The organism is Gordonia sp. CPCC 205515 (assembly GCF_048537925.1).
Lineage (GTDB): Bacteria > Actinomycetota > Actinomycetes > Mycobacteriales > Mycobacteriaceae > Gordonia.
Genome location: NZ_JBCLVJ010000005.1, coordinates 234,717 through 260,572 on the forward strand (window position 1 = coordinate 234,717; position 25,856 = coordinate 260,572).

The 25,856-nt window shown below is 66.3% G+C and carries 28 protein-coding genes; 18 read left to right on the forward strand and 10 right to left on the reverse strand.

The features are described from left to right. The first annotated feature begins 13 nt into the window (after nt 1-13). Both AAFP30_RS08455 and AAFP30_RS08460 read left to right on the forward strand, forming a co-directional pair. Nucleotides 14-340 (forward strand): hypothetical protein, encoded by a 327-nt coding sequence (locus tag AAFP30_RS08455; protein WP_419229432.1) that lies wholly within the window; start codon nt 14-16, stop codon nt 338-340. Nucleotides 341-419: 79 nt separating this feature from the next. Continuing rightward, on the forward strand, nt 420-1,790 hold the full coding sequence (locus tag AAFP30_RS08460) for an MFS transporter (protein ID WP_419229433.1): 1,371 nt from the start codon (nt 420-422) through the stop codon (nt 1,788-1,790). An 8-nt stretch (nt 1,791-1,798) separates the two neighbouring features. Here AAFP30_RS08460 and AAFP30_RS08465 read toward each other — a convergent pair whose 3' ends face one another. After that, complete coding sequence (locus tag AAFP30_RS08465) at nt 1,799-2,416, reverse strand: TetR-like C-terminal domain-containing protein (protein ID WP_419229434.1); 618 nt, start codon at nt 2,414-2,416, stop codon at nt 1,799-1,801. A gap of 50 nt (nt 2,417-2,466) precedes the next feature. Here AAFP30_RS08465 and AAFP30_RS08470 point away from each other — a divergent pair, with 50 nt between their 5' ends. From AAFP30_RS08470 to AAFP30_RS08480, 3 genes are read left to right on the forward strand one after another with little or no spacing between them, the layout of a single operon-like run. Then, the gene (locus AAFP30_RS08470) at nt 2,467-3,582 is read left to right on the forward strand and encodes a hypothetical protein (RefSeq protein ID WP_419229435.1); all 1,116 of its coding nucleotides are present in this window, start codon (nt 2,467-2,469) and stop codon (nt 3,580-3,582) included. Between the two features lie 10 nt (nt 3,583-3,592). Further along, on the forward strand, nt 3,593-4,570 hold the full coding sequence (locus tag AAFP30_RS08475) for a TIGR03617 family F420-dependent LLM class oxidoreductase (protein WP_419229436.1): 978 nt from the start codon (nt 3,593-3,595) through the stop codon (nt 4,568-4,570). Beyond that, entirely contained in the window at nt 4,567-6,951 is a 2,385-nt protein-coding gene (locus AAFP30_RS08480; protein WP_419229437.1) for a PEP/pyruvate-binding domain-containing protein, read from the forward strand. Before AAFP30_RS08475 ends, AAFP30_RS08480 begins: the two co-directional genes overlap by 4 nt. Nucleotides 6,952-6,972: 21 nt before the next feature. Here AAFP30_RS08480 and AAFP30_RS08485 read toward each other — a convergent pair whose 3' ends face one another. Continuing rightward, a complete protein-coding gene (locus tag AAFP30_RS08485) occupies nt 6,973-7,731 on the reverse strand; it encodes a DeoR/GlpR family DNA-binding transcription regulator (RefSeq protein ID WP_419229438.1) in 759 nt (252 codons plus the stop codon). Nucleotides 7,732-7,738: 7 nt separating this feature from the next. After that, entirely contained in the window at nt 7,739-7,930 is a 192-nt protein-coding gene (locus AAFP30_RS08490; RefSeq protein WP_419229439.1) for a hypothetical protein, read from the reverse strand. A 122-nt stretch (nt 7,931-8,052) separates the two neighbouring features. Between AAFP30_RS08490 and AAFP30_RS08495 the strand changes: the two genes are divergently transcribed. Continuing rightward, on the forward strand, nt 8,053-8,814 hold the full coding sequence (locus AAFP30_RS08495; RefSeq protein WP_419229440.1) for an alpha/beta fold hydrolase: 762 nt from the start codon (nt 8,053-8,055) through the stop codon (nt 8,812-8,814). A gap of 92 nt (nt 8,815-8,906) precedes the next feature. After that, nucleotides 8,907-9,626, forward strand: a complete 720-nt coding sequence (locus tag AAFP30_RS08500) for a type 1 glutamine amidotransferase domain-containing protein (protein ID WP_419229441.1) — start codon at nt 8,907-8,909, stop codon at nt 9,624-9,626. 4 nt (nt 9,627-9,630) lie between these two features. On the opposite strand, the gene AAFP30_RS08505 is transcribed toward AAFP30_RS08500, so the two are convergent. Next, nucleotides 9,631-10,323, reverse strand: coding sequence for a TetR/AcrR family transcriptional regulator (locus AAFP30_RS08505; protein ID WP_419229442.1), 693 nt, complete (start codon nt 10,321-10,323; stop codon nt 9,631-9,633). 109 nt (nt 10,324-10,432) lie between these two features. Here AAFP30_RS08505 and AAFP30_RS08510 point away from each other — a divergent pair, with 109 nt between their 5' ends. Together AAFP30_RS08510 and AAFP30_RS08515 are read left to right on the forward strand one after the other, a co-directional pair. Further along, nucleotides 10,433-10,828 (forward strand): cupin domain-containing protein, encoded by a 396-nt coding sequence (locus AAFP30_RS08510; RefSeq protein ID WP_419229443.1) that lies wholly within the window; start codon nt 10,433-10,435, stop codon nt 10,826-10,828. A 23-nt stretch (nt 10,829-10,851) separates the two neighbouring features. Beyond that, a complete protein-coding gene (locus AAFP30_RS08515; RefSeq protein ID WP_419229444.1) occupies nt 10,852-11,706 on the forward strand; it encodes an aldo/keto reductase in 855 nt (284 codons plus the stop codon). 17 nt (nt 11,707-11,723) lie between these two features. Here AAFP30_RS08515 and AAFP30_RS08520 read toward each other — a convergent pair whose 3' ends face one another. Continuing rightward, the gene (locus tag AAFP30_RS08520) at nt 11,724-12,257 is read right to left on the reverse strand and encodes a Uma2 family endonuclease (protein ID WP_419229445.1); all 534 of its coding nucleotides are present in this window, start codon (nt 12,255-12,257) and stop codon (nt 11,724-11,726) included. A 176-nt stretch (nt 12,258-12,433) separates the two neighbouring features. On the opposite strand from AAFP30_RS08520, the gene AAFP30_RS08525 reads away from it, so the two are divergent. Then, entirely contained in the window at nt 12,434-12,736 is a 303-nt protein-coding gene (locus AAFP30_RS08525; RefSeq protein WP_419229446.1) for a DUF1905 domain-containing protein, read from the forward strand. Between the two features lie 3 nt (nt 12,737-12,739). Here the strand turns inward: AAFP30_RS08525 and AAFP30_RS08530 are convergent, their stop codons facing one another. After that, nucleotides 12,740-13,600 (reverse strand): LLM class F420-dependent oxidoreductase, encoded by an 861-nt coding sequence (locus AAFP30_RS08530; protein ID WP_419229447.1) that lies wholly within the window; start codon nt 13,598-13,600, stop codon nt 12,740-12,742. Nucleotides 13,601-13,737: 137 nt separating this feature from the next. On the opposite strand from AAFP30_RS08530, the gene msrB reads away from it, so the two are divergent. The 4 genes from msrB to AAFP30_RS08550 all read left to right on the forward strand — a co-directional run bounded on the left by msrB (nt 13,738) and on the right by AAFP30_RS08550 (nt 15,930). Continuing rightward, nucleotides 13,738-14,211: a peptide-methionine (R)-S-oxide reductase MsrB gene (gene msrB, locus AAFP30_RS08535; protein ID WP_419229448.1), complete on the forward strand. Its 474-nt coding sequence runs from the start codon at nt 13,738-13,740 to the stop codon at nt 14,209-14,211. Then, nucleotides 14,208-14,747, forward strand: a complete 540-nt coding sequence (gene msrA, locus AAFP30_RS08540; protein ID WP_419229449.1) for a peptide-methionine (S)-S-oxide reductase MsrA — start codon at nt 14,208-14,210, stop codon at nt 14,745-14,747. The genes msrB and msrA overlap by 4 nt, the downstream gene beginning before the upstream one ends. Before the next feature lie 71 nt (nt 14,748-14,818). Then, nucleotides 14,819-15,064, forward strand: a complete 246-nt coding sequence (locus AAFP30_RS08545) for a DUF3072 domain-containing protein (RefSeq protein WP_419229450.1) — start codon at nt 14,819-14,821, stop codon at nt 15,062-15,064. Between the two features lie 32 nt (nt 15,065-15,096). Then, on the forward strand, nt 15,097-15,930 hold the full coding sequence (locus tag AAFP30_RS08550; RefSeq protein WP_419229451.1) for an SDR family NAD(P)-dependent oxidoreductase: 834 nt from the start codon (nt 15,097-15,099) through the stop codon (nt 15,928-15,930). A gap of 11 nt (nt 15,931-15,941) precedes the next feature. On the opposite strand, the gene AAFP30_RS08555 is transcribed toward AAFP30_RS08550, so the two are convergent. Then, nucleotides 15,942-16,919 (reverse strand): aldo/keto reductase, encoded by a 978-nt coding sequence (locus AAFP30_RS08555; RefSeq protein ID WP_419229452.1) that lies wholly within the window; start codon nt 16,917-16,919, stop codon nt 15,942-15,944. Nucleotides 16,920-16,921: 2 nt separating this feature from the next. Continuing rightward, nucleotides 16,922-17,836 carry a LysR family transcriptional regulator gene (locus tag AAFP30_RS08560; protein WP_419229453.1) on the reverse strand — a complete coding sequence of 305 codons (915 nt, stop codon included), beginning with the start codon at nt 17,834-17,836 and terminating at the stop codon, nt 16,922-16,924. Between the two features lie 134 nt (nt 17,837-17,970). Here AAFP30_RS08560 and AAFP30_RS08565 point away from each other — a divergent pair, with 134 nt between their 5' ends. From AAFP30_RS08565 to AAFP30_RS08580, 4 genes are read left to right on the forward strand one after another with little or no spacing between them, the layout of a single operon-like run. Further along, nucleotides 17,971-19,782, forward strand: a complete 1,812-nt coding sequence (locus AAFP30_RS08565; RefSeq protein WP_419229454.1) for an acyclic terpene utilization AtuA family protein — start codon at nt 17,971-17,973, stop codon at nt 19,780-19,782. After that, the gene (locus AAFP30_RS08570; RefSeq protein WP_419229455.1) at nt 19,779-21,278 is read left to right on the forward strand and encodes a CoA transferase; all 1,500 of its coding nucleotides are present in this window, start codon (nt 19,779-19,781) and stop codon (nt 21,276-21,278) included. The genes AAFP30_RS08565 and AAFP30_RS08570 overlap by 4 nt, the downstream gene beginning before the upstream one ends. Nucleotides 21,279-21,286: 8 nt before the next feature. Next, nucleotides 21,287-22,708: a phosphotransferase family protein gene (locus AAFP30_RS08575; RefSeq protein ID WP_419229456.1), complete on the forward strand. Its 1,422-nt coding sequence runs from the start codon at nt 21,287-21,289 to the stop codon at nt 22,706-22,708. A 14-nt stretch (nt 22,709-22,722) separates the two neighbouring features. Next, entirely contained in the window at nt 22,723-23,994 is a 1,272-nt protein-coding gene (locus tag AAFP30_RS08580; RefSeq protein WP_419229457.1) for an acyl-CoA dehydrogenase family protein, read from the forward strand. Between the two features lie 140 nt (nt 23,995-24,134). Here AAFP30_RS08580 and tpx read toward each other — a convergent pair whose 3' ends face one another. Beyond that, nucleotides 24,135-24,629 (reverse strand): thiol peroxidase, encoded by a 495-nt coding sequence (gene tpx / locus AAFP30_RS08585; protein ID WP_419229458.1) that lies wholly within the window; start codon nt 24,627-24,629, stop codon nt 24,135-24,137. Nucleotides 24,630-24,747: 118 nt separating this feature from the next. Continuing rightward, on the reverse strand, nt 24,748-25,856 hold a 1,109-nt coding region (locus AAFP30_RS08590), incomplete at its 5' end, for a DUF222 domain-containing protein (protein ID WP_419229459.1).

Here is a 25,856-nt window from a genome sequence, read left to right on the forward strand (position 1 = left end):
CCGGGAGGCCCCGATGGGATTGCGCGAAGTTCACAGTTCGCCTGGTCGATTCGGGGCACCGGTGGTGGTTGACGAGCGCACGACGATCATTCCGGTGAGCCGGCGCGGGTTGTTCGGTCGCCCCGTCGCGGTGGGTGCGTTCACCGTGAGCGACGGACGGACCACGTGGACACCGATTGTCGATCAGGGGCGGGTCGCACTCATTGGCGTGGTCACCGGTCTCGTGGCTGCCGCCTTGTGCTCGGCGGCGGTGTACAAACGCCCACCGTGGCCTGCGATGACAATCGTCGAGGACCGCACACCCTATAGGGTCTCCGGCGGAACCAACACGATGCCGTAGCGGCAGGGTCGCTCCGCACCCTGGGTGATCAGGCTGGTGCACTCTCAGATCGGGAGACGATCGGCGATAAGGTGACCGGATGACCGGCCCGTCACCACGATTGTTGCCGACGCTGGTCTATGCGGCGCTGGCCACCGCGGTGGTCAGTTCCTTGGGCATGCTGCTGGTGCCCAGCATCGCCGTAGAATACGACGTCGCAGTCGGTACCGCGCAGTGGATGTTGACCATCAATCTGCTCGTCGGCGCGGTGACCACCCCGATCCTGGGCCGACTCAGCGACGGTCCACACAAGAAGCGTCTCCTCCTCTGCGCGCTGGCGACGATTCTGCTGGGCTCGGTCATCGCCGCAGCCGCACCGACCTTCGCGATCTTCCTGGTCGGTCGGGCCCTGCAGGGCCTGTCGTATGGCATCGTGCCGGTCACCATCGCGGTGGCGCGTCGGTATCTGCCCGACGATCAGGTGCGGCCGGGGATCTCGGCGCTGTCGGTGACGGTGGCGACCGGACTCGGGGTGGGCTATCCGCTGACCGGAGTGTTGGCGTCGGACTTCGGTTTTCGGACGGCGTTCATCGCGGCGGCCGTCTTCCTGGTCACCGCGCTCGCCGCGGTGTGGAAGGTCGTCCCCGCCGGCCCCGACGATCAGGCGCCGAGCCACCGGTTCGACGTGGTGGGTGCGGTGCTGTTGGGTATCGGACTGTCGGCCCTGCTGCTCGGCATCAGCGAGGGCCCGCACTGGGGGTGGGTGACCCCGCGTACCGTCACCGCGTTCGTGATCGCCGTCGTGGTGTTGGGTGCGTGGATGATTGCCGAGCTACGGACGCACCATCCGATGATCAATCTGCGGACGTTCCGGCACACCGATGTGGTGCTGGCCAACGGCACGGCGATCGGGCTCGGTGCCGCGCTCTACATCGGGCTGTCGGTAGCCAGTCTCATCGGGCAGGCGCCGCGCGACACGGGATATGGGATCGCGTTGCCGCTCTTCTGGGCGGGCTTCGTGATGCTGCCGCTCTCGGTCGGCAGTTTCGGCGCGAACCGGGTGGTTCGGGCAGTGTCGACGCGAATCCGCTTGGGTGCATTGCTGTTGGTGGGCACCGGCACGATGACGGCTGCGGCGATCCTGATGCTCGTCGCGCACGACGCCTTGTGGGAGATCCTGATCGGGATGTTCCTGTTCGGCGTCGGGCTCGGGACCGCGTATGCGGCGATGCCGGCGCTGATCGCGCGCAACGTCGTCACCGAAGAGCTGGGCAGCGCAGTCAGTTTCAACCAGGTGCTGCGCACCGTCGGCGGTGCGTGCGGTAGCGCGCTATCCGGCGCGGTATTGGCCGCGCACCCCGGCCCGGGGACGTTCCCGACCGAGGCCGGGATCACGGTCGCCTTGGCGCTCAGCGCAATCGGCTGTTCTGTGGTGTTCGTCGCGCTGGTGGTGCACTACGTGCGGAGATGAGTCCACCGTCAGGGCGGGGTGTCGCTGTCCGACGGCCAGCGGTCGGTGATCAGCTCGGTCATCTCGTCCACCCAGGCGTCGTCGAGGGCTGCGTCCTGGCGGATCAGAATTCGGAAGATCGCCGTACCGGCAACCACTTCGGCGAGCATCGGCAACCGGTCGGCGTCGCGACGTTCCTGACCGAAGCGGGACTCGAACGCACCGAGGTTACCGGCCAGCCGCGTGATCATCATGGTGTGGATGTCCGGGTCGGCGACGGTGTCGGCGATCAGACCCGGGAGCGCCACTCGAACGTCAGGTCGGTCGAACAGTGTTCGCACAGTGTCGACCACGGCGCGGATGTCGTCGCGGATATCCCCACTTCCGGAGTCCGGGACGGCAATCGCGTCCGCCGGTAGCACCGCCTCATGGACCAGTTGCGCTTTCCCGGACCACCGGCGATAGATGGCGGCGGTGGTGGTCCCGGCGCGCGCGGCGATCGCCGACAACGACAGCGCGGAGTAGCCGGTCTCGAGGATCAGTTCCCGGGTGGCGGCGATGATCGCCGCATCGATCCGGCCATCACGCGGACGCCCCGGTGCGGTCGGGCCAGAACCCTTGCCTTCGGCCCGGCTTTCTGCTGTCATGACGACATCGTAGTTCCAATACAGTGTGCATCGTATTTGAGGGAGAGTCAGTGAAGCTGAGCCCGCTCGACGAGTATCCGATCCATCAGACGCCGGCCCCGGTGTCCTGGCCGGCCACCTCGGACCGAAATTTCTACGATCGGTCGTACTTCAATGTGCTCGACCGGGACGGCCGCTTCATGGCGCTCACCGGCATCGGCTACTACCCACGACTCGGCGTCAAGGACGCCTACTTCGTCGTCCGCCGCGGTGACACGCAGACCGCCGTGCACCTGAGCGACGCCATTGACGACGATCGCCTCCATCAGCACGTCAACGGCTATCACCTCGACATCGTCGACCCGCTCCAGGAGATCCACCTGACCCTCGACGAGACAGAGGGGATCGCCGCCGACCTCACCTGGCGCGGGCTGTTTCCCGCCGCGCTGGAGAAGCCGCACGACATGCTCACCGACCGGCGAGTCACGTTGCAGGCGTGTCGCTTTGCGCAGGTCGGCAGCTGGCAGGGGTGGATCGACGTCGACGGGGAGCGGTTGACCGTCGAGCACGACACCAGCGTGGCCAGCCGCGACCGATCGTGGGGCATCCGGCCGGTCGGCGAGCCGGAACCGGCCGGTCGCCCTGACACCGCATTCCGCGGAATGTGGTGGCTATACCTGCCGTTGGCGTTCGACGATTACCAGCTGTTCCTGATCCTGCAGGAGGATCCGGACGGTCATCGCAGCCTCTACGACTGCACCCGCCGCTGGCGGGACGGGCGCGTCGAACAACTCGACGGCGTCCGCGTGACCATCCACTACACGCCGGGCACGCGGATTCCATACGGCGCCCACGTCGACCTGATGAACCGCGCGGGTGACCGGATCGAGCTCGATGTGGAGTCGAAATTGTTCGCTCCCATCGCCTTCGGCTCCGGCTATGGCGGAGACTTGACGTGGGCGCACGGTACCTGGAAGGACGGACCGTTTGCCGAACGTGTCAGCTTCGATCTGACCGATCCCGAGGTGATGGCCCGCGCGCCGTTCAGTCTCATCGATCACGTTGGTTCCGCGGTCTGCACCGACGCCGACAGTCAGACCCGCACGGGTGCAGGGCTGTTCGAGCACGGTGTGATCGGACCGCACTACCCGTCAGGGTTCCATGACTGGACCGACGTGGCGAAATGAGCTCGGCGACATGAAGATCATGACAGCGTTGTTCGGACCCACCGACGCGGTCGAACGCGCACACGTACTCAAGGAGGCCGGCGCGTCGGGCGTGTTCACCTTCGAAGGACCCTTCGACGTGTTCACCCCGCTGGTACTGGCTTCCGCGGTCCCCGGTCTCGACGTGCTGTCAAACGTCGCGATCGCATTGCCCCGCAATCCGATTCAGCTGGCCCATCAGGCCAACGACCTGCAATTGCTCAGCGAGGGCCGGTTCATTCTCGGATTGGGGACGCAGGTCCGCGCGCAGATCGAGAAGCGATACGGCGCCGAGTTCGATCACCCGGTCGCACGGATGAAGGAGATGGTCGCGGCGTTGCGGGCGATCTTCGCGACCTGGCATGACGGTAAACGACTCGACTTCCGCGGAGACTATTACCGGCACACGCTGATGACCCCGACCTTCGTGCCCGGTCCGAATCCGTATGGGCCACCGCCCATCTATCTCGGTGCCCTGGGGCCGCGGATGACGCGAATGACCGCGGAGGTGGCCGACGGTCTGCTGGTGATGCCGTTCGGGACCCGACGGTTCCTGCACGAGACGACGATGCCGATCGTCCGCGCGGGCTTGGCCGCGGCGGGCCGCACCGAAGCGGACTTCGAGGTGGTGCCCGAGATCATCGTGTCGGTCGGGGAGGACCACACGTCGACGCGAATGTTGTTGGCGTTCTACGGTTCCACGCCCGCCTATCGACCCGTCCTCGACGCCCACGGCTGGGGTGATCTGCAACCGGAACTCAACGCGATGTCCAAACAGGGACGCTGGCAGGAGATGGCCACGCTGATCGACGACGAGGTCCTGCACACCATCGCCGCCTGCGGCACCCCCACCGAGGTGGCTGCCCACATCCGGGACCGCGTCGACGGTGTGTCCGAGCGGATCTGCCTCTATCAGCCGGGGCCGATCGGCGTCGACGCGCTCGCCGAGATCGTGGACGCACTGACATGACACTGCCATCGTCCACAATCGACCTCGACGACATCACCGACGATCGATACGGCGGGAAGGCCGTCGGGCTCGCGCAACTCCGTCGCCTCGGACTCGCGGTGCCCGCGGGATTCATCATCGCCGACGCCACGACGCAGGGCGTCGCCGAGGATGTACTCCGACGATTCGCCGAAATATCGCATGGCGGTACAGTTCCCGTCGCGGTCCGATCCTCTGCAGTCGGGGAGGACGGCGCCGACCAGTCCTTCGCCGGTCAATACGACACCGTGCTCGGGGTCGACTCCGTCGCGGGTTTCGATGCGGCCGTGCGCAAGTGCGCAGCCTCGGTGCGTTCTCGGCGTGCATCGTCCTACAGCGGTCAGGGCAACGCCACCATGAATGTGGTGGTGCAGCAGATGGTGGACGCGCGCGCCGCCGGGGTGGTGTTCACCGCCGATCCCGCCTCCGGGCGACGCGACCTGGTGGTGATCGACGCCGTCGCCGGCCTCGGTGAAGCGCTCGTCGACGGCACAGCTTCACCCCACCACGTCGTGCTCGACCGGAGCGGTGCGGTCGTCGTGAACGACGTGAGTGAGGTGCCGGTCCTGTCGCCGGTCGAGATCCAGGCCATCTGCGCGGACGCCCTGCGAGCAGCCCAACACTGGGGTAGGCCAATTGATCTCGAATGGGCGATCGACCGGTCGGGGAAGCTGTGGTGGTTGCAGGCCCGCCCGATCACCACCCTGCCCGGTGACCTCAACGCCATGGACTCACCGGTCACCGGGGTCGACGATGTGTACACGCGATGCAATATCGGCGAGATGATGCCCGGCGCCTTCTGTCCGCTGACCGCGTCGGTCTCGGGTTATGCCATCGATTACGCGATGCAGCAGATTCAGGTGGTGGCCCGGGCGCAGGACACCTACGAGACGCCGTGGCTGCAGGTCGGTTACTTCTATGGGCACATGTTCCTCAACCTCACCGAGGGCACTGCGCTCAGTTCGGGCATCCTCGGCAACTCCCTCGAGCAATTCTCCACGTCGATCTGTGGTCGCGTCATCGATGAGCTGACACCCAAACCGCCACAACCGTTCCGCCGCAAGCTCGGCAACACGATCCGACTCTCCACCCACGCACTGTCGGTCGGCCCGGCGATCCGCCGCGTCAACGATCGGATCACCGAATTTCGGATCCCGAGTAGCGATGACCCGCGTGTTGTGCTGCGGCAGTTGGACGCCGGCGTCGAACTGTACTGCGACGTCACGCTGACTCATGTCCGGTCGTCGTCGCGGGCGGCGGTGGCGGCCAACGTCCTGGAGAGCGTGATGGTGCGCCAGGCGATCAAGCAAGGGCAGGCCGAGGACGACGGCCGGGCAGCGGCGATGCGACTCATGGCCGGTGCCAGCGAGGTGGAGAGTGCGCTCATGCTCGCCGAACTCGACGCGGTGGTGCATGCTGTTGCCGCTGATACGCCCCTCACCGATCAGTTCCTCGCGGCGGCCCCCGACGATGCAGTGCAAGCGCTGCGGACATCGCCCGATGCGAACGGTAACGCGTTGCGGCAGTTCCTGACTCGACACGGCCACCGCGGCTACCGTGAGTTGTGCATGCGCGATCCGTCGTGGGCCGAGGATCCGGCCGGGCTGGGCACCATGATGCAGGTCATGCTCCGCGCGGCGTGCGATGGCACCGAGCGAAGGCCGACGACCGGTCCGGACGAGCCGCCGCGATCGTCCACGATCCGGCTGCTCGCCCGTTGGGCGCAGAGCGGCGCCCGGGGACGGGAGCAGACGAAATCGCAGATGGCGCGAATGGCGCACGCCCTCAAGCGCGGATACCGCCACCTGGGTGAGATGCTGGCCGCGTCGGGGCGGCTACCGGACGCCGATCTGGTCTTCTTCTTCGATCGTGCCGAGTTGCACCGTGTTGTCGGCGCAGCGGACATCGACGACCTGGTCGCACGTGCGCAGTCACGTCGAGAAGCGTTGGCGTTCCAGGACTCGCTGGAGTTCGACGACGTGTCCATCGGGCGGCCCTCGCCCCGCATCTCCGCACCGACAACCCTGGTCGACGATGATCAGATCGTCGGCCGTCCGGCGGGCCGGGGAGTCGTGGAAGGTGTGGTGCGCGTGGCGAAGTCGATCGCCGAGGCAAGGGAGGTGCAGCGCGGCGAGATCCTGGTCGCGCCGGTCACCGACGTCGGGTGGACACCGTACTTCACCGTGATCGCGGCGCTCGTCACCGACATCGGCAGCTCGGTGTCACACGGCGCCGTCGTCGCACGCGAATACGGATTGCCCTGTGTCGTCAACACATTGGTGGGTACTCAGGTGCTCTCCACCGGTGACCGGGTCCGGGTCGACGGGGATCGCGGTGTGGTGACTCGGCTCGATCGACACTGATCACCCCCTGGAAGCGGGTTCTTACACCACCCGAACTTCGATGCCTCGTCGTCGAAGGTCGTCGACGACGTCGGTGGGTGCGCCGGTGTCGGTGATGACGATGTCGATGTCCTCGATCGGGCAGACCCGGGCGAGGGCGGTGCGAGAGAACTTCGACGAATCGATGAGCGCGACGGTTCGGGCGGCCGACCGGATGGCGGCGTGTTTGACCGCGGCATCCTGCAGGTCGTAGGCGGTGGCTCCGGTGGCTACGCTCAGGCCGCAGCAGCCGATGAAGAAGGTGTCGAAATGCAGTGCAGCCAAGGCATGTTCGGTCAGTGGTCCGATCACCGATGACTCGCCGCGACGAACGAGACCGCCAGGCATGAGTACGGTCAACTCGGGTCGAGACGTCAACGGCTCCACCAGGTTGGCGGCCAGCGGCATGACGGTGAGGGTGAGGTCGCGCAAGAGCCTGGCGACCGGGTAGGTGGTGGTGCCGCCGTCGATCACCAGTGCTTCACCCGACGACAGCAGCGAAACCGCTTCACGGGCAATCCGATCCTTCTCGTCGGCGTACTCTAGTTCCCGCATGGCGAAGGGTTTTTCGTCGCCACGGAGCTGTGCGCTGACCGCCCCTCCGCGGGTCCGCCGTAGCAGTCCCATTTCTTCCATGTCGGCCAGATCTCGTCGGATGGTGACCTCCGAAGTGGCGAAGGTGCGGGCGAGATCGCGCACGCTGACCGGGGCGGAGGAGTTCAGCGAGTTCAGGATCTCGGCGCGGCGTTGTTCGGCAGTCACGGAATGATCATACGGTTTCGGCGAACTGCATTGTCGGCTCGATGGCGTAGTGATCGTCTTCCGAGATTCCGTTGACGCGCCGGACGTGGCGCAGGAAGCGGCGTTCGATGATGTTCTCAATCTGCGAGACAACGCGTTTCGTGCGTCGATCGCCGTAGACGAGGAGAGCCAAGGTGTCGGTGTCGGTGTGGTCGGTCATGAGTTCACGTCGCATTTCTGAGGGTCGGTCGATGGGGTACACCGAGAAGTGTACATCAGAAATGATCATTCGAAAGGTTCAAGTGATCAAAACGATCGCTGAGACTCGTTTACGCTGGTCAGGTGACGACCACTAGCGAGTACACGACCATCACTCATCCGCGGCCGGGCACGCGTGTCTGGCATGAGATCCACGGCGAGGGGCGGCCGCTGGTGCTGCTGCATGGTGCGTTCGCCGGCGCGTCGTCGTGGGGTGCGCAGGTCCCGGCCCTCGTGGATGGGGGATGGAAGGTGTTTGTCCCGGAACGCCACGGGCACGGACACAGCCCCGATGTGACCGACGAGTTCCACTACGCCGACATGGCTTCCGAGACGATCGCCTACCTCGATGAGGTGATCGGGTCGCCGGCGGAACTCGTCGGATGGAGCGACGGCGCCGTCGTCGCACTGCTGGTCGCGCTGTCGCGCCCCGACCTGGTCCGCCACCTTGTGCTCATCGGCCAGTACTACAACAGTTCCGGCCGGGCCGTCGGCGGCATTCTCGATGCGCTGGAATCCGCCGATGACGACCTGATGTCCTTCTTCTCGGCGGAGTACGCCGAGACCTCTCCTGATGGCGCGGATCACTTCCCGGTGATCTTCGAGAAGACCATGGCGATGATCCGATCCGAGCCCGAGATCGATCTCGCCGAACTGTCCGCGATCACCGCGCCAACCCTGGTCGTGCAGGGCGACCGGGACGAGGTCACGCTCGATCACAGCCGGGACGTCGTCGCAGCGATCGCCGGCGCACGACTGTGCGTGATTCCGGGCAGTCACCTGATCCCGATCGAGGCACCGGACGCGGTCAACAGTGTGCTCCTGCGGTTTCTGGGCGAGGAGTGACGTAACAGACTGCCCCGTGGACGTAACCCAGATCTTCCCCTACGTTGGCGATGAAGCGGGGGCCACCGACACGATCAACCAAGGAGGCTGACATGGCAGGCAACGTTCTGTTCATCATGACCGGCGCCGATCACTGGACGCTGAACGATGGAAGCTCGCACAAGACGGGGTTCTGGGCCGAGGAAGCGGTCGCCCCGCTGGAAGTGTTCCGCGAAGCCGGCTACCACGTCACCGTCGCGACACCTGGCGGAGTGCGTCCGCCCGTCGACGAGGCCAGTCTCGCCGACGACGCCGTCGGGTCGGCCGACCGCGCCGCCGAACTGCGCCACGTGGTGGACACGGCGCCCGAACTGCAGAAGCCCATCGCGCTGGCCGATGTCGATCTCTCGACGTTCGCCGCCGTCTTCGTGCCCGGCGGCCACGGCCCGATGGAAGATCTCGCCGTCGATACGACGGCGGGCGCGCTTCTCGTCGCCGCCGACAAGGCGAAGATCCCGCTCGGTGTCGTGTGCCGCGGCCCCGCCATTCTGTTGGCCGCCACCGACGACAACGGCGCGAATGCTTTTGTCGGACGGCGGGTTACCGGGTTCACGAATGCCGAAGAGGAACAGGGCGGTCTGGCCGACAAGGCGCCCTGGTTGTTGCAGGACCGCCTGACCGAGGCGGGTCTCACAGTGACGATGGGGGAGCCCTGGGCACCGCACGTCGAATCCGACGGCAATCTGATCACCGGGCAGAACCCGGCGTCATCGGAGCTGCTCGCGCGAACACTGTTGCAGCGTCTCGAGAACGTGCCGCAGGCCTCGGCGTAGCGCACTACTGACTCGTAGTTCGCTTTGCGTCAACGACTTTCGGCTTCCGTCGCCGTCGCGTCATGGCGGTGTGGGTGGTCTCGGAGCTGAGTGCAGCGGTCGGCAGGGGCGTGAATTGCCGGTCGCCGCTGCGGATTCCGTCGAGCATGAAGGTCAGGTAGCGCTCGTAGAGGTCGGGCGCGACGTCACGGGTGCTGTCCATGATCGAGGCCATCGCCGACAGGACGAAGGTGACGTCGGTCGGCTCGAAATCCTCGCGGATCACTCCGGCTTCCTTGGCGCGGTACACGAGTTCGACGATCAGCGGGGCGATCCGCAGTCGGACGTCGTTGATGCGTTCATCACCCAGGGTCTGATCGTCCAGGATCTGCTGCAGACCGCGGTCACCGAACTGCATCTGGAGGGCGCGGCGTAGGTAGAAGGAGAGCGCGAGCCACGGGTCCGGTTCGTCGAGCGCCGCGCAGGCGACCGATTCGACCGCCTGTAACCGCTCCTCGAACAGGGTGTCGATGATCTCTTCCTTGTTGGCGAAACGTCGGTAGGCGGTACCGACGCCGACGCCGGCATGGTGGGCGATGTCGTTGAGCGTGACACCAAGTCCCTTCTCGGCAAACAACTCTCGCGCGGCATCGAGGAGCCGCTCGCGATTGATCGATGCGTCCTTGCGGAGCGGTCGGGGAGATTGCGCCGTCGCCATGGGGTCACCGTAGCAGGATAAACGGATTGACGATATCCGCTTAGGGGTCTACCGTTGGTAAGCGGATACAGAATATCCGATAAGGGCTTCTGTGGAGAGGAACGTGAAGATGAAGTACACGCAGAGTGGCGGACAAACAGCCCCCGGGCCGGCGGATTGGTTCACCGGGATCGTGCAGATCGACGGCATCCGCAACCCCGATGAGCAAACGGCGATCGGCTGCGCACACGTGCGGTTCTCGCCCGGCGCACGCACCGCGTGGCATCACCATCCGAAGGGTCAAACCCTGTACGTGACCGACGGCATCGGTCTGGTCGCTACCCGCGCCGGTGGCGTGCAAGAGATCCGGCCCGGCGACGTGGTCTACATCGAGCCCGGCGAGGAACATTGGCACGGTGCCACGCCCGACCGATTCATGGCACACGTCGCAATGCAGGAAGCCGACGAGAACGGCGAGGTCGTCACCTGGCTCGACCACGTCACCGACGACGAGTACCAAGCCTGACCCGAGAAGTGGAGCGAAAAGTCATGGTTCTCAACGAAACCTACACCCTGTCCAACGACGTCACGATCCCGAAGCTCGGCTTGGGCACCTGGTTCATCGACGATGACAAGGCTGCGCAGGCCGTGACCGACGCCGTCGCGGCCGGGTACCGCAACATCGACACCGCGCAGGCCTACGGCAACGAACGTGGCGTCGGTGAAGGGGTTCGCACCAGCGGCGTCGCCCGCGACGAACTGTTCGTATCGTCCAAACTGGCTGCGGAGATCAAGAACTACGACGACGCGGTCGCGGCCATCGACGGTTCGCTGCGCACGATGGGCTTGGACTACCTCGATCTGATGCTGATCCACAGCCCTCAGCCGTGGGCCGATTTCCGGGGCGGTGACTACGACGAAGGCAACCGCGCGGCCTGGCGTGCGCTCGAAGATGCCTACGAGGCAGGCAAACTCCGGGCGATCGGTGTCTCTAATTTCGAGCAGCACGACCTCGATAACGTCCTCGCCTCGAGTACCGTTGCGCCGCACGTGAATCAGATTCTCGTGCATGTCGGCAACACCCCGGCCGACCTCATCGCCTACTGCAAGAGCAAGAACATTCTGGTGGAAGGCTATTCGCCGATCGGCCACGGGAAGGTTCTCGACAACCCGGAGATCGCGGCGATGGCCGAGCGCTACGGCGTCAGCGTGGCGCAGCTGTGCATTCGCTATGTGCTGCAGCTCGGCACGGTGCCGCTGCCCAAGACCGCCAACCCCGACCACATGCGTAGTAACGCCGCCATCGACTTCACCATCTCCGACGACGACATGGATGCCCTGCGCGGCATGCACATTCGGGACTACGGTGACGCCGGCGCGTTTCCTGTGTTCAGCGGGAAGTAATTCTCACCGGGGAAGGCCTACAGCATGTCGAGGTCGATGGTGAGCGGGAAGGGTCGCTCCGTGGTGAACGTGCCGGTCTGTGCATGCCCCTGGTAGCCGTCCGGACTCAGGGTGAGCGCAGTGAGTGACCGATCTGCGGGGTCGATGATCCAGTAGTGCTCGATGCCGGCGTCGGCGTACTCGCTGCGCTTGGTCACGAGGTCGGTGCGGCGGGTGCCCGGGGAGAGGACCTCGACGACCAGGAAGACGTCGTCGAGGTCGAGTCGGGCGCTGGGCGCCTCTGGGCAGACGACGACATCCGGGATTCGGACGGTGGCCGGTGTTGCCGGGTCAATCACCACCTCGAGTTCGGTGAGCGCCGCGATCCCAGTCGGTAGTTGCGCCCAGAACTGGACCATCAGTTTCGCCACGATCAGCGCGTGGACCTTGGTGGGGCTGGGCTGCACGACCAGAAGACCTTCCTGGAGTTCGAGGCGCGAGTGCTCGTCGTCAGGAAGGGCACGCCAGTCCGCGAGCGAGAGAAGCTCGCGACGGGCGTGGGCAGCTGTCATGGTCGACATTCTATCGGTCAGTACCGACGAATCGGGTGCTGCGCAGCTAATCGTCGTGGGAGTCAAGTTCTTCCACCCGCTGTCCGTTCGTTCTGCCCTTGCAAGGGCAGAACGAACCAGGAACGGGAGGAAGAACTGACCAGGGACGTGTCACTATCGGTAGAAAGGAGACGCCCATGTCAACAACGCGAGGTCCGCTGGACCTGACGTTTCGGGCGGAACTCGGCCGAGTCCGTCCCGGCGACACGTGGATCTGCGTGCAGATGCCGGACTCCGCGGAGGTGTTCGGCACCCGCGGGCTGGTCAAGGTGCGCGGCACCGTCGACGGTGAGCCGTTCCGCGGATCGTTCATGGCGCTCGGCGACGGCACTCACAAACTGCCGGTGGCCGCGGCCATCCGGAAAGCGATCGGCAAGGCCGAGGGCGACGATGTGACCGTTCACCTCACCGAACGGCTCAACGGCCCCGAGCCAGACTGATTCCTACCGCACCGCGTCCGCGAGCCGACGCCACTCGTCGCGGGGGAGTGCCTTCTTGTCGGCAGTCAGGATCTGCACGCACACATGGTCGGCGCCCGCGGCGCGATGCTCGTCGATGCGGGTGAGCACCGACGCCTCGTCCCCCCACGCGATCATCGCGTCGAACAGCTTGTCGCTCACCGACTCCAGGTCGTCGTCGGTGAACCCGAGGCGCAGAAGGTTGTTGGCGTAGTTCGGCATCGAGAGGTAGCCGCGCAACCACTTCTCGCCGATCGCGCGTGCCGCATCGCGGTTCGTGGCAAAGATGGCGGTCTGTTCCGGCGCCACCAGCGGCCCCGTGCCGAGCGCCTCGCGGGCGATCGCGGTGTGCTCGGGCGTCACGAGATAGGGGTGGGCGCCAAGCGTGCGTTCGGCGGCCAGTGCCAGCATCTTCGGGCCGAGGGCGGCCAGCAGACGACTGTCCTTCGGGACCGGATGCTCGGCGGCGTCGAGACCGTCGAGGAACTCCTTGGTGGTGGCGAGCGGTTTGCGATAGCGACCCGGCTCACTCGCGTCGATCAGCGGGGCATGACTGATGCCGAGCCCGAGCAGGAACCGGGGACCGTGCTCAGTGGTCAGGCGGGCATGCGCGGCGGCCACCTGAGCCGGCTCGTGCATCCACATGTTGAGGATGCCGGTCGCGATGACCGCCTTCTGGGTGGCGCCGAGCAGGTTCTCCACCGCGTCGAGGACCGGGCCGCCCACGTCGGGGATCCAGAGGGCGGTGAAACCCAGGTCGTCGAGCTCGGCCGCGGCGTCGGCCGCCTCGCTCGCATCGCCGTAGCGTAGTGGTGAACTCCAGATGCCAACCCCGGTGAGATCCATGCCTCGACCGTACTGGGTGGGGTCGGGACCAAATCGTGGATGGGCGTTGTTGTGCTCTGTGACGCCGTCCTTCGACACGCTCACTCGCTTCGCTCGTGGGCTGCTCAGGAATCGGGACGGCGCAGCAAGGAGGAACTGTGACCACCAATTACCGCAAGACCACCGACGCCGTGCGCGGTCTGACCGACGCACAGTATCGGGTCACCCAGCAGGACGGCACCGAGCCGGCCTTCGCCAACGAGTACTGGGACAACCACGAGCCCGGCATCTACGTCGATGTCGTCTCGGGGCAGCCGCTCTTCTCCTCGACCGACAAGTACGACAGCGGCACCGGCTGGCCGAGTTTCACCAAGCCCATCGTCGACGACGCCGTCACCACGAAGACCGACCGCAAGCTGTTCATGCAGCGCACCGAGGTGCGATCGGCGGGCGCCGACAGTCACCTCGGCCACGTCTTCGGCGACGGCCCGATCGACGCCGGCGGCCAGCGGTACTGCATGAACTCGGCAGCGCTGCGGTTCATCCCGGTCGCCGAGCTCGAGGCGGAAGGCTACGGCGACTACCTCGAGCTCTTCGACAACACCACGACCACCACGGAGGACAACGCATGACCACCGACACCGGCCAGATCACCCAGCGACCCGGCACCGAGACCGCCGTCCTCGCCGGCGGCTGCTTCTGGGGGATGGAAGATCTGATCCGTAAGCAGCCCGGCGTCCTGGACACCCGCGTCGGCTACACCGGCGGGCAGAACGAGCACGCTACCTACCGCTACCACCCCGGTCACGCGGAGGCGGTGGAGATCGTCTTCGACCCGACGGCCACGACGTATCGCGACATTCTGGCGTTCTTCTTCCAGATTCACGATCCGACGACCAGCAACCGGCAGGGCAACGACGTCGGCACCAGCTATCGCTCGGCGATCTTCCCGCTCACCCCAGAGCAGGAGGAGGTCGCCCGCGACACCATCGCCGACGTGGACGCCTCCGGTCTCTGGCCGGGTAAGGCGGTCACGACCATCGAGTCGGTAGGACCGTTCTGGGAGGCCGAGCCCGAACACCAGGATTACCTGCAGCGGTATCCGACCGGCTACACCTGCCACTTCCCGCGGGCGATGTGGGTAATGCCGAAGCGTCAGGACGCGTAGCGAGTGGTGACCCGGTGATCCCGATCGGGAGATGACTGGCCAGACTGCCGAGCGAGTCGTATGGTGGAGACATGAGTGAATCGAACAAGAGTTCGACCGAGTCCACCGACGAAGTGCTCGGCGCTTCTGCTGGCAACACCACGGAGAAAGATCCGGAGGACTGGGTGACCGGCGACGAACCTATGACCGGCGCCCAGCGCAGTTACCTCGACACCCTGGCCCGGGAGGCGGGGGAGACCATCTCCGCCGATCTCACCAAGGCCCAGACGTCCGAGGAAATCGATCGACTGCAGCAGAAGAGCGGACGCGGCGACTGACCGCTCGGCCGCATTTCGGGCATGGTGGGTGCATGGCAGACACCTCAAAGCGAACCATCGTCCTGACCGGAGCCAGCGACGGGATCGGCGCGGTCGCCGCGCGCAAGCTCGCTGGCCCCGACGTCGACCTGATCGTCGTCGGACGCTCGGCGAGCAAACTCGCGCCGATTGCCGAGGCGACGGGTGCCCGTTCGTTCACCGCCGACTTTTCACGGCTGTCGGAGGTGCGCGAACTCGCCGACAGCATCGCCGCGTCGGTCACCTCGATCGACGTGCTGATGAACAACGCGGGCGGGACCTTCGACGCGAAGGACATCACCCCAGACGGGCACGAACCCAACTTCCAGATCGACCATCTGGCGCCGTTCCTGCTGACCAATCTGCTGCGAGATCGGTTGGCTGCGGCCGACGCGTCGCTGGTGCTCAACACCGCCAGCGTCGGAAACCTTTTCGGCTCGGTCGATCTCGACGACCTCGACTGGAGCAAACGGCGCACCATGGGGATGCGTCCCTATGGCACAGCCAAATTGATGAACATCCTGTTCACCCGCGGTATCGCGCAACGGTGGACCGACGACAAGATCTATTCGGCCGCAGTCCATCCCGGTCCGGCCGCCACCAGCTTCGGACGCGACTCCTGGTTCGTCGGACTCGCGTATCGAACCCCGCTGAAGCGATTCGCGACCATCACCCCGGAACAGGGTGCTGCACCGTTGATCGCGCTCGCCGAACGCGGCGCCGATCCGACGGTCAACGGCGTCTATTTCGACAAGCACAAGGCCAACGGGCGCGAGAACAAACAAGCCCACGACCAGGCGCTCATCGACGGATTATGGAGCAGGTCGGCCGAACTCGTCGGGCTCTGAAGGTTCTTGAGTCAGAACCCCTCCGGCATCCGCGGCGTGTACGGCGCCTCGAGCGCCGCGAGTTCATCACTGTCCAACTCGACGGACAGTGATGCCACCGCGTCGTCGAGGTGTGTCATCTTGGTTGCGCCGATGATCGGCGCCGTCACTGCGGCCTGCTGTCGCACCCACGCCAGCGCGACCTGCGCCTGGGAGACACCACGCTTGTCGGCGATCTGCGCGACCGCGTCGATGATGGCGCGGTCGGACTCCTCGTCCTGCCGATAGAGGCGGGCAGCCAGATGGTCAGACCCGCTGCGTGCGGTCGATTCACCCAGCGGACGGGTGAGCCGGCCGCGGGCCAGCGGACTCCAGGGCAACACGCCAACACCCTGATCCTGCGCGAACGGATGCATCTCGCGTTCCTCTTCGCGCTGAATCAGGTTGTACTGGTCCTGCATCGAGACGAACCGCGTCCAGCCATGGAGTTCTGCGGTGTGCTGCAGCTTCGCGAACTGCCAGGTCCACATGCTCGACGCACCGAGGTAGCGGACCTTGCCTGCCTTCACCACGTCGTGCAGCGCTTCCATCGTCTCCTCCACGGGGACATGGCGATCGAAGCGATGAATCTGATAGAGGTCGACGTAGTCGGTGCCCAGTCGTCGCAGGCTGGCGTCGATCGCACTCATGATGTGCTTGCGGGACAAACCTTTCGAGTTCGGACCGTCACCCATCGGATAGAACACCTTGGTCGCGATCTCGATCTCGTCGCGATTCGCGAAGTCGGCCAGCGCGCGTCCGACGATCTCTTCGCTCGAACCGGCTGAGTACATGTCAGCGACGTCGAAGGTGGTGATCCCGGCTTCCAGTGCGGCGCGGATCAACGGACGGGACGCCTCCTCGTCGAGGGTCCACGGGTGGGTGCCGCGACCGGGTTCGCCGAAACTCATGCAGCCGAGCACGATTTCGGACACAGCGAGCCCGGACGTGCCGAGACGATGGGATTGCATGTTCACTCTCCTTCGGGGTGTGGCGCCATATTCGATGCCGTTGCAACGAGATCGGCGACGAGGGGATCGGACTCGGCGCGGTTGGTGCGCCACGCGACGACGGTGGTGATGTGTGGGCGCAAGCCCTCGATCGGCAGAATCCGCACCGGCTCATCGCGGAAAACCCTGCTGGCCATGCCACTTCCGAGGCCGACGAACGTGAACGCCTGCCCTGTCGCCACCAACTGGGCCAAACCGACAAAATTGTCGCCGGTCAGCGTGATGCGCTTGCGAATACCATGCCGGGTCAACAGGTCATCGAGATTGCGATAGATCTCGGGTGCCGAGTCGTGGGTGATCGATGCGAACGGAATGCCGGCGAGGTCGGCGAGCACGACCGACGATCGGTCCTCCGGAATCGCGTTCGCGCCGACCGCCACCCCGACCGGTTGCCGTTCGAGAAACTTGCTACCCAGGCCGGCGCCGGTCACCGGACCATGGACGAGGGCGATGTCGATCTGTCCGGCCCGCAGGTCACGCAGCAGCGGCTCCGAGCTGGCGGGTACCAGCCGCGGCCGGATGTCGGGATGAGTGTCGGTGAGTTCGGCAAGAAAGGTGTCGCGGACCGTTGCCGACACCTCGGGCGCGATGCCGACGGTCGCCTGCCGCGCGGTCTGGTCGTCGGCGTCGCGGACGATGTCGGGCAGCGCGTCGATGCGGTCAAGGATGTCGATGGCCCGAGGCAGCAGCGCCTCACCGGCGTCGGTCAGATCGATCCGATGATGGGCTCGGACGAACAGCATCGCCCCGAACTCGCGCTCGAGATCCTTGATCCGCTGACTCAACGGGGACGCCGCCATATGCAGCCGCTTCGCCGCGCGGCTGAAGCTCTGCTCTTCGGCGACCGCGACGAAATACCGCAGATGGAGGACGTCCACATCGGTTACCCTATCGAGCCGCCCACCGCCATGACCGATCTGGTCATCTCCGCGTTCGCCGATTGATTCTGGTCGGTTCGCGTCGCGGTCCCTAGCCTCACAAGGCAGTAGGACGTGCACAAGGAGGTGCCCCCGTGGGCCGCGACCCCATTCGGATTGCCAACTTCTCCGGCTATCTCGGCGACCGCCGAACCGCGATCGACGAAGCGATGGCCGGCGATCCCTTCGATGTGATGATGGGCGACTACCTCGCCGAGATCACCCTGGCGTCGCTGTCGGCGGCGTACCAGCGTGACCCGAGCAAGGGCTACGTCGAGTACTTCGTCGAGCAGATCCGCCCCCACCTGACCGCGATCGCCGACCGCGGCATCAAGGTCGTCACCAACGCCGGTGGCTTCCACCCCGCGCGCCTGGCGCAGGTGCTGCGCGAGGAGATCGCCACCGTCGGCGCCGACCTGCGGGTCGCGCATGTCGAGGGCGACAACATCCTCGCCGACCTCCCACGGCTCGCCGACGACGGCTACGCGTTCGAGAACCTCGACGGCGGCGCACCGATCTCGCAGTGGGTGGCGAAACCCTTCGCCGCCAACGCCTACCTCGGCGGCTGGGGCATCGCGACGGCCCTGGCCGAAGGCGCCGACATCGTCGTCTGCGGCCGCGTCACCGACGCCTCGCTCACCGCGGGACCCGCGGCCTGGTGGCACGATTGGGCTGCCGACGACTGGGATGCGCTGGCCGGCGCCGTGGTCGCCGGACACATCATCGAATGCGGGCCGCACGCGGTCGGCGGCAACTTCTCCGGGTTCCTCGAGATCGGGCATCCGATCATGCCGGGCTTCCCGATCGCCGAGATCGCCGCCGACGGCAGCTGCGTCATCACCAAACACGCCCGCGATGGGGGAGCGGTCACCGCCGACACCGTCAAGGCGCAACTCTTCTACGAGATCCAGGGGCCCGTCTACCTGAACCCCGACGTCACCGTCCGGCTCGACCACGTCCGCGTCGACCAACTCGCCCCCGACCGCGTGCAGGTCTCCGGCACCACCGGAGCGCCACCGCCACCCACCACCAAGGTCGCCATCTTCGGGCCCGTCGGCTTCACCGTCGTCAACACCGTCTACGTCACCTCCCCGCACGTCGCGGAGAAGGTCGCGCTCATCCGAGACCAGCTCAACCACGACCTACCCGACGGCGTGACCATCGACCTGACCCAGATCGGCACGCCCGCCGACGACCCGGAATCCCAGTGGGCGGCCACCGTCGCGCTGCGGATCATGGCGCTTTCGGAAACTGCGGACGCTCTCAAGGCCGCCGACATGATGAAACGTATCGGCAGCCTCTACCTGCAGAGCATCCCCGGCTTCTTCAACGACGTCCATGCCGGACTCACCTCGACACCGCGACCACGAGTCGACTACTGGCCGGGTCTGCTGCCGATGACCGCACTCGACCATCGAGCGGTCCTCGACGACGGGCGCAGTCTCGCGATCTCGGTTCCGCCGACCAGCGAGTTGATCACGCAGCCGGTGCACCGCGAACCCGAGGAAGCGCCACTGGCCGACCGCGTGACCCGCGCCCCGCTGGGCGCCGTCGTCCACGCCCGCAGCGGCGACAAAGGCGGCAACAGCAACGTCGGCATCTGGACCGCTGATCCGCGAGTCTGGTTGTGGCTGCGGCGTTTCCTCACCACCGACGAGATCAAACGACTCGTGCCCGACGCCAAGGATCTCGACGTCACCCGGCACGAGTTCCCCGACCTGCAGGGCGTGCACTTCGTGCTGCACGGACTCCTCGGCACCGGTGGGTCGTCCAACACGCGAATTGATCAGGTGGGCAAGGCGATCGGCGAGTACATCCGCTCCCGTCAAGTGCTGATCCCCGACGACCTGCTTGCGGGCGGTTTCGACACCGACCTACTCGAGGATGACCTGGAGGATGTCCGATGAGTTCACTCACCGACCGACTGCAGACCGCGGCGGCCTCGCCGGCCGCCGACGACACGTTCGATCCGTCGGCCGAGCTCGGCGAGGTACTGGCCGGCATCGGCATGTCCGCCGACGACACCGGCGGCGACATCTCCTTCATCGGTGCCGACCCGATCGTGCCCAGCACACTGCGACTCGGTGGTGCGGCCGCGATCTCGCTGGCCGCGAAATCGGCTGCGGTGGCCAAACTCTGGCGGGCCCGAACTGGTGAGGGGCAGGACATCTCCGTCGACCTGCGGACCGCACCGCACCGGCTGTGCCCGTTCTACGACCGGAAGTGGGAGCTGCTCAACGGTTATCCGGCCGGCACGCCGTCGAATCCGTCGAACGCGTTGGGTTTCCGCTTCTACCGCACCGGTGACGACCGGTGGATGATGCCGCTGAACCCGTACCCCAAGATCAAGGTCGGCGCGCAGAAACTGCTGGGCGTGCCCGACGACGAGGCCGCGGTCGCCGACGCCATCGCCACCTGGAAGGGCGCCGAACTCGAAGCGGCCGGCGCCGACGCCGGTGTCGTGATGCCGATGCTGCGGACCGTGCCGGAGGTCCTGGCCGAACCGCACTACCGCGACGTGTTCGCCGACATGCCGCTGATCGAGATCACCAAGATCGCCGACGGCGACCCGATTCCGTTGCCGTCCACCGGGGACCAGCCACTCGACGGAATCCGCGCACTCGGTATGGGACACGTCATCGCCGGTGCCGGCGTGGGCCGAGCCCTCGCCCTGCACGGCGCAGACACGCTGAATGTGTGGCGGCCCAACGAACTCGAACACGACGCCACCTACGTCAGCGCCAACGTCGGAGTCCGGTCGACCACCCTCAGTCCCTACACCGATGAAGGCGCACAACACATCCGCCGCCTGCTCGCCGGCGCCGACATCTTCTACGCCAACCGCCGACCCGGCTATCTCGCCGACATCGGACTCTCGCCTGAACAGGCCGCCGACGGTCATCGCGGGCTCATCCACGCGACGGCCTCACTCAACGGGGAGACCGGGCCGTGGTCGTCGTGGGTGGGCTTCGATCAGACCGCCGGCAGCCTCGCCGGTATGATGCTCCTCGAAGGTGGCGGCGAGAAGCCCGCACTACCACCGATTCTCGTCGTCAACGACTACATCGTGTCCTGGCTGATGACCGCCGGCATCGTGGAAGCCCTGACCCGCCGGGCGCGCGACGGCGGGAGCTACAAGGTGCACGTTTCGCTGACCCGCGCCGCGCTGTGGATCGTCGGCATGGGCATCTTCGACCGCGACTACGCCCGCGCCACCGCCGGGCAGCCCGGCGGCGACGACCGACACCTGTACCTCGATCCCGAAACATTCGCTGCCGACACCACATTGGGTCACTACCAGGGCGTCACCGACCAGATCACCATGAGCCGCACCCCCGGCACCTACCGGACCGTGCTGGTGCCGAAGGGATCCTGCCGCCCGGCGTGGATCGATGAGGCATGATGGCGACCATGCAGGACAACACGAGTCACGCCACCGATCCCGGGGTGGTCGGGCCGCGGATCGCCGAACGCCTCGGCAGCATGTCGGGGCGGGCATACTCGGTCGCCGACATTCGGGTACTGCCGGCGGGGGCGAGTCGCACGACCTACGCGCTCACCATCACCGACGACGAGTCCGGGGAGTCCACCGCAGTCATCGTCCGCGCCGCGCCCGCCGCGTCACCCGGAGAAGGTGGCCTCGCCGCCGAAGGGCAGGTGCTGCGGGCCGCATTCGCCGCCGGCGTCCCGGTCCCCGAGGTCCTCGACCTCAGCGACACCGCCGACGACCCCGGAGTACTCGGATTCCCCTATGCGGTCATGAGTTTCGTCGACGGTGAATCCATTCCGCGGCGCATCCTGCGGGACGAGGCCTACGCGCCGGCGCGGGCTGGGTTCGCGCGGCAAGCGGGTGCGATTCTGGCGCGCATCCACGCCATGGACTCCGCGGCCACCGGTTTGACCGCCGTCGGCGATCCGCTGGAGGCATTGCGCACCCAGATGACTCGCGAATACGACCACGCGCCCGCCGGGCTCGTCCTCGCCATCGACTGGTTGAGCCGCAACAGACCCGAGACGTCGGGTGAGACCGTCGTGCACGGCGACTTCCGCCTCGGCAACCTGTTGATCCAGCCCGACGGTGTGGCCGCGGTCCTGGACTGGGAACTCGCACATCTCGGCGATCCCATCGAAGATCTGGGATGGCTGTGCGCCAAGGCATGGCGGTTCGGGGTCGCCGAACCCGTCGCCGGAATGGGTTCTCGCGCCGACCTGCTCGACGGCTACGCCGAGGTCGCCGGCCGGCGACCCACCGAGGCGACGCTGCACTGGTGGGAACTGTATGCCACCGTCAAGTGGGGGCTGATCTGCGGTAAACAGGCCGCCCGCTACCTCGACGGCACCGAACGGTCGATGGAACTCGCCGCCATCGGAAGACGAAGCGCCGAACAAGAATTCGACGTCCTCCTAGCGCTGGGACTGGCGAGCCCGCTGTCTGTGCCCGATCCGCTCGCCGAAGAGCAGGACGACCTTACGTCGGAAGATCCGCATCTCGCGCCGACCGCGCTTGATCTGCTCGAGTCGGTGACCGCCTATCTCACCGACGAGGTGGCCACCGATCCCGGGGTCAGTGGACACGTCCGCTTCCACACACGCGTCGCCAACAACGTCCTGGCCACCGTGCGCCGACAACTCGTCCTGGGGGAGCGCCAAGCGGCGGCGAGTCGTAAACGACTGTCCGACATCGGTGTCTCCGGAAGTGCCGAACTCGCCGACGCCCTGCGCGACGGCACTCTGTCGGCGACCGATCCGGCCGTACAGGCGGTGGTCACCGCCGAGGTCATCGATCGGCTGACCGTCGCGAACCCCCGTCACCTGTCCCAGCCCGACTGCTGAAGGAAACAACCACAGTGGATTTCGAACTGCCGACCTCACTCACCGACTACCTCGCCGAGCTCGACGCCTTCATCGACGCCGAGATCAAGCCGCTCGAAGAGGCCGACGACAACATCCGGTTCTTCGACCATCGCCGCGAGGACTCCCGAACCGACTGGGAGAACGGTGGTTTGCCGACCCCGGAGTGGGAGGCATTGCTGCGGGAGGTGCGTCGTCGCGCCGATGAAGCCGGCCATTTCCGGTATCCGTTCCCAGCCGAGTTCGGCGGACGCGACGGATCGAACCTGTCGATGGCGGTGATCCGGGAGCATCTCGCGAGCAAAGGCCTTGGGCTGCACTGCGATCTGCAGAACGAGCATTCCATCGTCGGCAACAACATCGGCCTGCTGCTGATGCTCGAGTACGGATCCGCGGAGCAGAAGGCGGAGTGGGTCGACGACCTCGCCGCAGGCAAACGATTCTTCGCGTTCGGCATCACCGAACCCGACCACGGGTCGGACGCCACTCACATGGAGACCACCGCCGTCCGCGACGGCGACACGTGGATCATCAACGGCGAGAAGACATGGAACACCGGAATCCATGCAGCACACCGCGACATCATCTTCGCCCGCACCAGCGGCGACGCCGGTGACGCGCGCGGCATCACCGCATTCCTGGTCGATCCGCAGGCCGACGGGTTCACCGTCGAGGAATACCTCTGGACCTTCAACATGCCCACCGACCACGCCCACATCTCCCTGTCGGAGGTGCGGGTCCCGCATTCGGCGATCCTCGGCGAGGAGGGGCGTGGGCTGCAGATCGTGCAGCACTTCTTCAACGAGAACCGGATTCGGCAGGCTGCGTCGAGTCTCGGTGCCGCCCAGTACTGCATCGACCGTGCGGTGGCCTATGCCAACGAGCGGGCGCCGTTCGGCAAGAAACTCTCGACCAACCAGGCCATCCAGTTCCCGCTCGTCGACCTGCACACCCGCGCCGCCATGCTCCGTGCCCTGATCCACGAAACCGCGTGGAAGATGGACAAATACGGGCCATTCGAGGCCTCGCAGCAGGTGTCGATGTGCAACTACCAGGCCAACCGGCTGTGCTGCGAGGCCGCGGATCAGGCGATGCAGGTGTTCGGCGGGCTCGGCTACTCCCGGCACGAACCCTTCGAACACATCTACCGGCATCACCGCCGCTACCGCATCACCGAGGGCGCCGACGAGATCCAGATGCGTCGGGTCGCCGGCTACCTGTTCGGGTTCATGTCGGCGGGTGCGCCGAAGGGTGTTGAGCGGAAGTAGGCCTCGGTTTCCGGAAACCGCCCAGCATAACCGCCCTTAGTCGACAACCGCCCTGTGCCGAGTAGCCATTGCGAAATTGTCGATGGGTATTCGGTACAGGGCGGGAGTGCGGGGTGGTTTTCGAAGCGGGAAGGCCGCAGCTACTTGACCGAGCTCAGCGCCGCGTCGTAGTCGGGCTCCTGGGCGATCTCCGGAACCAGTTCGGCATGCGTGACGGTGCCGTCCGCGTCGAGGACTACCACCGCCCGCGCGAGCAGCCCGGCCATCGGGCCGTCGACGATGGTGAGCCCGAAGTCCTTGCCGAAGCTGTCGCGGAACGCGGAGCCCACCTCGACGTTCTCAATACCCTCGGCACCACAGAAGCGGGCCATGGCGAACGGCAGGTCGTTGGAGATGCAGACGACGGTCGCGCCGGTCTCGGCAGCGCGCTGATTGAAGGTCCGCACACTCGACGCGCAGACCGGGGTGTCGATCGACGGGAAGATGTTCAGGACGACGGCCTTGGAGTCGAACTTGCTGCTCTCGATCGGTCCGAGATCGGTGCCGGTCAAGCTGTAGCCGGGGGCCTTGCTGCCCACGGCAGGAAGCTCGCCCACAGTGTTGATCGGATTGCCCTTCAGGGTGATTTGCGTCATGGGAACAGTCTGCCAACGGGCTCGTGTCTGGGTCGACTTGGCCTCTCAAACTGTGATCGATGCCAGAGCACGACGACTGCCCCGATGTCCTGTGGGGACTCGGGGAAATCGTCGGGTGTCAGGTGGCTGGCCGCAGGGTGGTCGGGTCGTGTCGGGTGACCGACCAGCGGCAGGCGATCAGTTTCGGCACGCGCCGGCGTTCGGGCGGCGGGCGGGTGTCGTGGGTGCCTCGCGGGGTGGGTCCACGCGGGGCGGCGGTGAGGCGTTCCCCGCGTCGGTAGGCGGCCAGGGCTTCGGCGAGGTCGTGGCTGCGGTTGATGCGCGCCGGGTTCGGTGGCAGCGTGTCATCACCGTTCAGCACCCAGGCGGCACGTCCGGCATCGGGGCCCACGGCGACCACATGGGTGGTGAACTGCCCACGTGTGGGACCGACCATCCGATTGTGTTTCGGACATGCCGGGGCAAGGTCGATGATGTCGGTCCACCCGCCCTCGGCCCAATCCTTCTGCGCATGGTGGGCTTCGGTGGTCGCGAACGGTTGATCACAGTCCGGCGCGGAGCAGCCGCCGTCGGCGGCGAACAGCGCGAACCGTTGCGACCGGTTGGCAAACCGGTTGGCCTGCCCCAGATACAGCACCTCGGTGCGGTGACCCTCGAACACCGCGAGATGTTGCTGAGCTTTTGCGGCCAGGTCGATCACGTCACTGATCGGCAGCACCGCGCCGCTGGTGGTTTCGCCCACCCCGGCCTGTTCGCGCAAGGCTTCTTCGGTGACCTTGATGATCAGATGCGGCGGGAGTCCCCGGTGCGATGCGCCGAGCAGGCCGCCGTCGAGGACTGCTTGTAGGAGGGCTTTGAGTGCGTCGTGGTTGCGTTGCGACTGCGACCGCAGATCCCGGCGGGCCGCCTCGCGCAGGACGTCGTCGTCGACGTCATCGGCGCTGCCGCGGGGTGAGTCCGGATGGTCCGGGTCATTCATCCCGGGCGCGGCCCAGGCGGCGATCACCACATCAAGCATCGCCCGCGTCAGCGGGTCGAGGGTGGCCGACAGTTTGCTCATCAACTGCGCGTCCTGGCCGCGCAGGTTCAACCCTCGTTGGCGGGCGCGGTCGGCGTCATCGGTGACGGTGCCATCGGGGTCGAGGTGGGCCAGGATGCGGGCACCGAGTTTCTCGATGCCGGCCGGTCCGTGGTCGCGGGCGAAGTCGGCCATCATCGCCTCGGCGC